The organism is Catenovulum agarivorans DS-2 (genome assembly GCF_000568405.1).
In the GTDB taxonomy this organism is placed as follows: Bacteria; Pseudomonadota; Gammaproteobacteria; order Enterobacterales; family Alteromonadaceae; genus Catenovulum; species Catenovulum agarivorans_A.
This window is the reverse complement of the sequence record NZ_ARZY01000040.1, coordinates 32,724-39,857: the sequence shown is the minus strand read 5'-3', so window position 1 is coordinate 39,857 and position 7,134 is coordinate 32,724. Positions and strand designations below refer to the sequence as shown.

9 protein-coding genes are annotated in these 7,134 nt (G+C 40.5%); all 9 read right to left on the bottom strand.

What is annotated here, in order from left to right; all coding sequences use genetic code 11:
• Positions 1–388: 388 nt before the first annotated feature.
• From rpoS to ftsB, 9 genes are read right to left on the bottom strand one after another with little or no spacing between them, the layout of a single operon-like run.
• Positions 389–1,366 carry an RNA polymerase sigma factor RpoS gene (rpoS, locus tag DS2_RS16400; protein WP_035015980.1) on the bottom strand — a complete coding sequence of 326 codons (978 nt, stop codon included), beginning with the start codon at positions 1,364–1,366 and terminating at the stop codon, positions 389–391.
• 58 nt (positions 1,367–1,424) lie between these two features.
• The gene (locus DS2_RS16395) at positions 1,425–2,240 is read right to left on the bottom strand and encodes a peptidoglycan DD-metalloendopeptidase family protein (RefSeq protein WP_035015979.1); all 816 of its coding nucleotides are present in this window, start codon (positions 2,238–2,240) and stop codon (positions 1,425–1,427) included.
• 20 nt (positions 2,241–2,260) lie between these two features.
• Positions 2,261–3,205, bottom strand: coding sequence for a DUF368 domain-containing protein (locus tag DS2_RS16390; RefSeq protein ID WP_035015978.1), 945 nt, complete (start codon positions 3,203–3,205; stop codon positions 2,261–2,263).
• A 14-nt stretch (positions 3,206–3,219) separates the two neighbouring features.
• Complete coding sequence (locus tag DS2_RS16385) at positions 3,220–3,867, bottom strand: protein-L-isoaspartate(D-aspartate) O-methyltransferase (RefSeq protein ID WP_035015977.1); 648 nt, start codon at positions 3,865–3,867, stop codon at positions 3,220–3,222.
• 37 nt (positions 3,868–3,904) lie between these two features.
• On the bottom strand, positions 3,905–4,660 hold the full coding sequence (surE, locus tag DS2_RS16380; RefSeq protein WP_035015976.1) for a 5'/3'-nucleotidase SurE: 756 nt from the start codon (positions 4,658–4,660) through the stop codon (positions 3,905–3,907).
• Positions 4,635–5,687, bottom strand: a complete 1,053-nt coding sequence (gene truD, locus DS2_RS16375; protein ID WP_035015974.1) for a tRNA pseudouridine(13) synthase TruD — start codon at positions 5,685–5,687, stop codon at positions 4,635–4,637. The genes surE and truD overlap by 26 nt, the downstream gene beginning before the upstream one ends.
• On the bottom strand, positions 5,684–6,160 hold the full coding sequence (gene ispF / locus DS2_RS16370; RefSeq protein ID WP_035015987.1) for a 2-C-methyl-D-erythritol 2,4-cyclodiphosphate synthase: 477 nt from the start codon (positions 6,158–6,160) through the stop codon (positions 5,684–5,686). The genes truD and ispF overlap by 4 nt, the downstream gene beginning before the upstream one ends.
• Entirely contained in the window at positions 6,156–6,860 is a 705-nt protein-coding gene (gene ispD, locus DS2_RS16365; RefSeq protein ID WP_035015973.1) for a 2-C-methyl-D-erythritol 4-phosphate cytidylyltransferase, read from the bottom strand. Before ispD ends, ispF begins: the two co-directional genes overlap by 5 nt.
• Positions 6,853–7,131 carry a cell division protein FtsB gene (ftsB, locus tag DS2_RS16360; protein ID WP_035015971.1) on the bottom strand — a complete coding sequence of 93 codons (279 nt, stop codon included), beginning with the start codon at positions 7,129–7,131 and terminating at the stop codon, positions 6,853–6,855. The genes ispD and ftsB overlap by 8 nt, the downstream gene beginning before the upstream one ends.
• Positions 7,132–7,134: the final 3 nt, after the last annotated feature.

Here is a 7,134-nt window from a genome sequence, read left to right as displayed (position 1 = left end):
CGCTTGTCAACCCTTTATTTTAAAGCTTTTTAGATAAGTTTTTAAAACAAGTTTTTGATTCAAGCTGGCAGGATTTGGAGGAGTTGAACTTCACCGCGTCGCTGCGTTGTGGGGGCGCATTATAGGGAGATTTAATTAGGCGTCAACACGTTTTTGAGAATTATTTAAGTTTTTTTACTGTTCGGTCATTTAACGTACGAAACGGCTATTTTTAATACGCAAATGTCCACAAATTGCCACTTTTGTATTAGCTAAACAAGCTTAGCCAATAATTACTAGTACTGTTTTAGTCGGGGTTCTTAATCAAAAACGAATTGAGTTTAGAATATGTTTTATCGTACATACAAAAAAGGCTGCGTATGCAGCCTTGATGTCATTGTGGCCAGGATTACATTTGAAACAAAGATTCCATCGAAAGACCTTGATGGGACAATATGTCCTTCAATCGACGTAATGCTTCCACTTGAATTTGTCGGACTCTCTCTCTGGTTAATCCTATTTCTTTACCAACATCTTCTAAAGTAGATGCTTCATATCCGAGTAAGCCAAAGCGTCTAGCCAATACTTCACGCTGTTTAGGATTTAGCTCTTCAAGCCAATGAACAATATTACTCTTTATATCATTGTCTTGAATCGTTTCTTCTGGACCTTCATATCTATCATCAGACAAGATATCCAATAACCCTTTATCAGAATCACCACCCATAGGTGTATCTACGGAACTAATTTTCTCATTTAACCGTAGCATCTTGCTAACTTCAGAAACAGGCTTATCCAATTTTGATGCGATTTCTTCTGCCGTTGGCTCATGGTCTAGCTGCTGTGCTAATTCTCGCGCAGTACGCAAATATACGTTTAGCTCTTTAACCACATGTATCGGCAAACGAATGGTTCGCGTTTGGTTCATAATCGCACGTTCAATGGTTTGGCGTATCCACCAAGTTGCGTAGGTTGAAAATCTAAAACCTCTTTCAGGGTCAAATTTTTCGACAGCCCTGATCAAACCTAAATTGCCTTCTTCGATTAGATCTAATAAAGCCAATCCTCGATTGTTGTATCGTCTAGCGATTTTCACGACCAAACGCAAATTACTTTCAATCATGCGTTTTCTAGAAGCTTCACATCCACGTAAAGCTTTACGGGCGAAGTATACTTCTTCTTCAGCGGTTAATAGTGGGGAAAAACCAATCTCACCTAAATATAATTGGGTTGCATCTAGGTTTTTATTTAGATCTTCAGAGGTGATGACATCATCTGTTGAATTGTCATCTGTAGTATTTTCTGCATCTTCTATAACAATGTCATCTTCAACATTTACGTTTGCTTCTACGGCTTGCTTTGAGTTCGCGCTTTTTACCTGGCCCATATTTCATCTCCTGGTTAATTAGTCACAGCAACTAGTTCAGTCCTTTAAGTACCCTTTGTCATTTTTTTGGTAAAAATTTCTCAGGGTCCACGGTACTTCCCCTAAATCGCACTTCGAAGCGCAATTTGACTTCATCCGTGTCAGTATCACCCATATCAGCAATGTGTTGACCTACTGTAATCCAATCCTGTTCTTTCACTCTTATGACCTGATTGTGTGCATATGCACTTAAATAGTCATCAGAATGTTTGATGATAATCAGATTACCATAGCCTCGCAGTGCTCTTCCCGCATAAACTACCTTTCCGGAGTTTGCTGCATATATGGGATCTCCCCTTTTGCCTGCAATTTCTAAGCCTTTATTACCCAACTCAGCATTTGAGAACCGAGCAATAATCTTTCCTCTTGCAGGCCACCGCCAGCTACCTAGATCAAATCCTATCGGATTTTTAACTTTTGTAACATTCTGTTTACCACGTTTAAGGTACTCCTGCTCTTTAGCAGTTGCAACCTTTTTTTCAGCTTTGCTTATAACATTTTGTTTTGAAGATTTTGTTTTTTTAGATCTTTTTTGATCGTGCGATTTTCTAAGTATAAGTGTTTGCCCTGGATAAATTGCATAAGGGGCTGATATGTTGTTTTGCACAGCAAGCGATTTAAAGTCAACTCCTGCTCTAAACGCAATACTGTATAAAGTATCCCCCCTAACAACAGTATAAGATGACTGATTTAAACTGTTGGGTTCAAAGTCAAATATACTTTTACCCCGATAGACAGAGTCTACAGGGGCTGGTCCAGAACGTTGCGCACAAGCCACTATACATAAACATGCAAGTATGACAATAATGCTGTTGGGCGCAGTTGTAATCCTCATTCTGGTAAAATACCACTCGCCTATTTTAATTTGCTGGCCCAACGTTCTAAAACGACAACCAAACTTAAACCAAGTAAAGCAAACGCTGCAACCAAGAACACCTGACTATCTTGATCAGCAATGGATGAAAATGTGCTTGGCAGCACATTCTGTTGCAACAAAGGAACTTCTTCCCCATGCCTGTTGGTGTAGGTAGTAACAACTTCTTTCCAAGGCCAAGTTACGTTTAATGACCCAATCAAAAATCCGATCAGCATTGCAATTGTGATATCGTGAAAGCGACTCAACAACCATGATAAAAAGCGGGAAAACACCAATAGACCTGCAACACAACCACTTCCAAAGCTGGCCAGCGCGGCAATGTCTACCGTATTAATTGCATTTAAAAAAACTGGATACAACCCCACCAACAACAAAATAAAACTACCTGAAATACCGGGGAGAATCATTGCGCAAATTGCAACAAAGCCGCCTAAAAACAATACCCAATTATCGTCTGGTAATTGTGCGGGCGAAGCGATTGAAATAGCATAGACAAACAGTGCACCAATCAATAAACTTAAATAGTTTTGCCAACGATGTGAGCCTAATCTAGACATTAGTAGGTAGATTGACGCAGCTATTAAACCGGAAAAAAAGCCCCAAACCAGCAAAGGTTGAGAATCTAACGCTAGAGTAATCAGCGCTGCGAAGGTTTTTAAACTTAACAAGATCCCACCAAACACAGCTAATAAAAACCAGCCATTAATATAGTGCCATGCAGCAGGCACCCCTTGTTTAAACAGTAGTTTTACTGCATGAGGACCTATTTTTTGTATCGAGCCGATAAGCTCGTCATATATCCCACTAATAAATGCTATCGTGCCGCCTGAAACGCCAGGAACAACATCTGCTGCCCCCATAGCCATTCCTTTAAATGTTAATAGCGCATAGTCTTTTTTGGCTCTCTTTGAAGGAGTCCCCATATTATTTTCCTTGTTTATTCAATATCACCAGCAATTAGAGGTACAAATTTAACATTAGCAATATCTTTAATTTCAAAGCCTTCTTCCGTACGAGTGACTATCTTTAACCTTTGTTCTTCAATGCCTATCGGGATCACCATAACACCACCTACTTTTAACTGTTCTTTAAGTTTTTGTGGCATTGAAGCAGCTGCTGCCGTAACGATAATGGCATCAAATGGTGCTTTACTAGACCACCCTTTCCAACCGTCACCGTGCTTTAAACTAATGTTGTGCAGGTCAAGTTGACGCATTAGCCTTCTTGCCTGAAATTGCAAAGACGCTATCCGTTCAACAGAAAAGACCTTATTGACCAGTTGAGCCAATACGGCAGTTTGATAACCACAACCCGTACCGATTTCCAGTACATTTTCAACCTTTGAGTTTGCTGCCAAGATAATTTCTGTCATTCTGGCCACAATCGCAGGTTGAGAAATAGTTTGCCCTTTACCAATAGGTAAAGCGGTATTTTCATATGCTTTGTGGATTAAAGCTGGTTGAACAAACGCATGACGAGGCACTCGTGCAATAGCTTCTAATACACGTTGATCTTTAATGCCTTCTTGTACAAGTAATTGCGCGAGACGCTCCCCGCTACGAGCTAGATTTAAACTTACCGACATGAATATTAAACACTACATTAAGATTAAAAAAATTCTATCAAATTTCTATTTCAGCTAGCCAGTGCTCTAACTGTTTTATTGATTTATATGCTGTCATATCAACCGTTAGTGGTGTAACTGACACAAACCCATTGGAGATCGCTGCAAAATCTGTTCCTTCCGTTGAGTCTTTAATCCCCCCGACAGGACCATACCAATATATATCGCGTCCAAATGGATCAAGAGTTTTTACCATAGTTTCAGCTTGATGGCGCCTGCCACAACGTGTTGTTTGTATGCCTTTTATATCATGCTTACCCAAAGGAGGCACATTGATATTTAAAATTTGATCATTGGCCAACGGGTGCGAATCTAATTGGCTAATTATTTTCGACGCCATTTGGGCTGCGTCTTCAAAATTGCGTGCGTTTTTATAGTCGACCAAAGATACGGCAACTGCTGGTAATCCCATATGTCGTCCCTCCGTCGCAGCCGCAACCGTGCCCGAATAAATCACATCATCACCCAAATTTGCTCCGTGATTAATGCCCGATACAACAATATCAGGTTTCTGTTTACACAATTGGTTTATGCCAATATGTACACAGTCTGTTGGTGTGCCATTTACAGAGTAAAACCCATTGTCATGCTGAGTGACTCTCAACGGGTTACTTAAAGTCAGACTATTGCTGGCGCCACTACAATTTCTGTCCGGTGCGATAACAGTTACTTCATTCTGTAGAGATAAGGCTTGGTAAAGTGTCCGCAGACCTTCTGCAAACACACCATCATCGTTGCTCAGTAGTATTCGCATTCTTTTTACTCTCATCTTCGTATTGAACAATTTCGCGCAAAACTGACGTAGCAAAACAGCCAGCAGGCAAAAGAAAATTTAATGACAAATATGCATCTGTATCTTGTTGTTCGAAAGTCCAAGACAACTGCTCAATCGGTAATTGCAGCGCACGTCGATCTTGTTTTAAATTTTCAGCTATCAACCCATCTGTTAATTGCGGATATTGTGACAATACATTATTTTCAATGTCGGCTGCTTCACCTTGCACAATTGGCTCTCCGTCTCCGAACATTGCCCCCGACAGCAAGATGTCTCCTTGAGCAAAACGATCTAGTGTTTGCGGTTGTATCTGCGATTCGACAAAATATGAATGGCTGCCATTAAGCACAAATGCATCACCATTGATGGGCTTAAATAGGTTGTGCTCTATTCGGTGATTTAGTATTTGATTAAACAACTCTGAACGTGCTGCGGATAGATACAGGCCTTTAAGTTTCCGATCACGAACATTAATTTCACCGCTAAACATTTTGCATGCTTGTTCAACGTTATCACCGTATTTACCAAACCTTTGTTCACCAAAATAGTTAGCAACCCCCAGCGCTTTGATTTTTTGTAAGCGAGTTTCTAATTCATCTTCGACATAATCGGATAATCTAACTCTAATTTTAAATCGATTAGTTTTGTGAGTGCCGATTTTAAGTTTTTTACCATGACGCCGCTGTTCCAATACTTTTGCACCGGGCACTTGTATAACAGGAATATCTTTTTTAATAGGCCAAGGTAGACAAAACCATTGACGAGTAATTGCATGTCTGTCTTTCATCCCAGACGTAGATACTAACCGAGCGGCGATGCCAAATATCTTGGCTAGTTGTTTAGCAACGTATTGAGTATTCTGACCATCTTTTTCAATCCATAGCCACAAATGTTCACCTTGTCCGTCTAGGTCAAAATGCATAACTTCTTCCACGAAAAAATCCGCGTTGTTGTTGCGGATTGAGCCCTTCGCCTGTGGTATGCCATGTAAATAGGCTAATTTCATACGATTTCCTCTAACAGTACAACAGCTTCGACGGCAATACCTTCTTTTCGGCCTGTAAAACCCAACTTTTCGGTTGTTGTTGCTTTAACATTTATTTGTTCAATATCACATTGAAAATCGTCAGCAATAATCTGGCGCATCTGAAGTAGGTGCGGTGCTATTTTAGGTGCCTGGGCAATAATCGTAATGTCGGCATTGCCTAATTGGTAGTTTTTTTGCGCCATCAAATCAATAACATGTCTTAATAAAATTCGGCTATCAATATTTTCGTATTCATCAGCGGTATCTGGAAAGTGGTTTCCAATGTCACCTAAAGCCAGTGCCCCAAGCACTGCATCACATAATGCATGCAAAGCTACATCCCCATCGGAATGAGCCAAAAAGCCCTGCTCGTAAGGAATTTTCACCCCACATAAAACAATGGGGCCTGAACCAGCAAATTTGTGCACATCAAAGCCGTGCCCTATTCTAATTTTCATTGTTTGAATTCTCTAAGTAGATTTGAGCAAGGGTTAAATCTTGCGGCCGTGTAATTTTGATATTGGTGTCCGATCCCTCGACTAGCTGCACGGGATAACCCGCGAGTTCCATTGCTGATGCTTCATCGGTGATAACTTGCTGGTTGGCTAAATGGCAATCAATAGCTTGAGCCAGCAATTCAGTTTGAAACATCTGTGGCGTGTAAGCGTGCCATAAATATTCGCGCTCAACAGTATGTTTGATTTGATTATATTTATCGCTGCGTTTCATCGTATCACGAACTGGTGCACCCAAAATGGCACCTCGTTGTGTTCGCTTCACTTGCTCAAATAGTTTGTTAATGTCGGACTTTAAAACACATGGTCGTGCGGCGTCGTGAACCATTACCCAAGGATATTTAAAGTTATCCAATGCTTTTAACGCAGCCAAAACCGAATCCGCCCGCTCTTTACCGCCAATAGCCAAAGTTACCTTGCTTGATAGCTTGGGTAAAAGGTCTTGTATATACCCGTCATTTTCACTAACTGCGATAACGATTTTCGCGACAAAGCTCAATGAGCAAAATCGCTCAACTGTGTGCTGCAGGACGGTTTTTCCCTGAATTTTTAAGTATTGTTTGGGTGTAGATGAAAGCATTCTCTTACCGACACCCGCGGCAGGAATGATAACGGCAATAGAGTTACATTTATTCATGAGTTGGAACTATACGGTAGAATACTTCGTTTTGTTTAATCAAGCCGAGTTCGTTTCTGGCCTTTTCTTCGATTGCTTCTAAACCAGATTTTAAATCTTCAATATCCGCCAACATAATTTTATTACGCAGTCTAAGTTCGTCATTAGCACTTTCTAATTGCCTAACCTTATTGTTTAGGGTTTGATATTCGGAATATGCGTTATCACCAAACCACAACCGGTATTGGAGCAAGATGAGAATCACAATAAGTACGTTCCGAAATAATTTCATAGG

Bases quoted from the DNA above. Each gene is read 5' to 3' on its own strand.
- rpoS (WP_035015980.1), bottom strand. From the start codon at position 1,366: ATGGGCCAGGTAAAAAGCGCGAACTCAAAGCAAGCCGTAGAAGCAAAC.
- DS2_RS16395 (WP_035015979.1), bottom strand. From the start codon at position 2,240: ATGAGGATTACAACTGCGCCCAACAGCATTATTGTCATACTTGCATGT.
- DS2_RS16390 (WP_035015978.1), bottom strand. From the start codon at position 3,205: ATGGGGACTCCTTCAAAGAGAGCCAAAAAAGACTATGCGCTATTAACA.
- DS2_RS16385 (WP_035015977.1), bottom strand. From the start codon at position 3,867: ATGTCGGTAAGTTTAAATCTAGCTCGTAGCGGGGAGCGTCTCGCGCAA.
- surE (WP_035015976.1), bottom strand. From the start codon at position 4,660: ATGCGAATACTACTGAGCAACGATGATGGTGTGTTTGCAGAAGGTCTG.
- truD (WP_035015974.1), bottom strand. From the start codon at position 5,687: ATGAAATTAGCCTATTTACATGGCATACCACAGGCGAAGGGCTCAATC.
- ispD (WP_035015973.1), bottom strand. From the start codon at position 6,860: ATGAATAAATGTAACTCTATTGCCGTTATCATTCCTGCCGCGGGTGTC.
- ftsB (WP_035015971.1), bottom strand. From the start codon at position 7,131: ATGAAATTATTTCGGAACGTACTTATTGTGATTCTCATCTTGCTCCAA.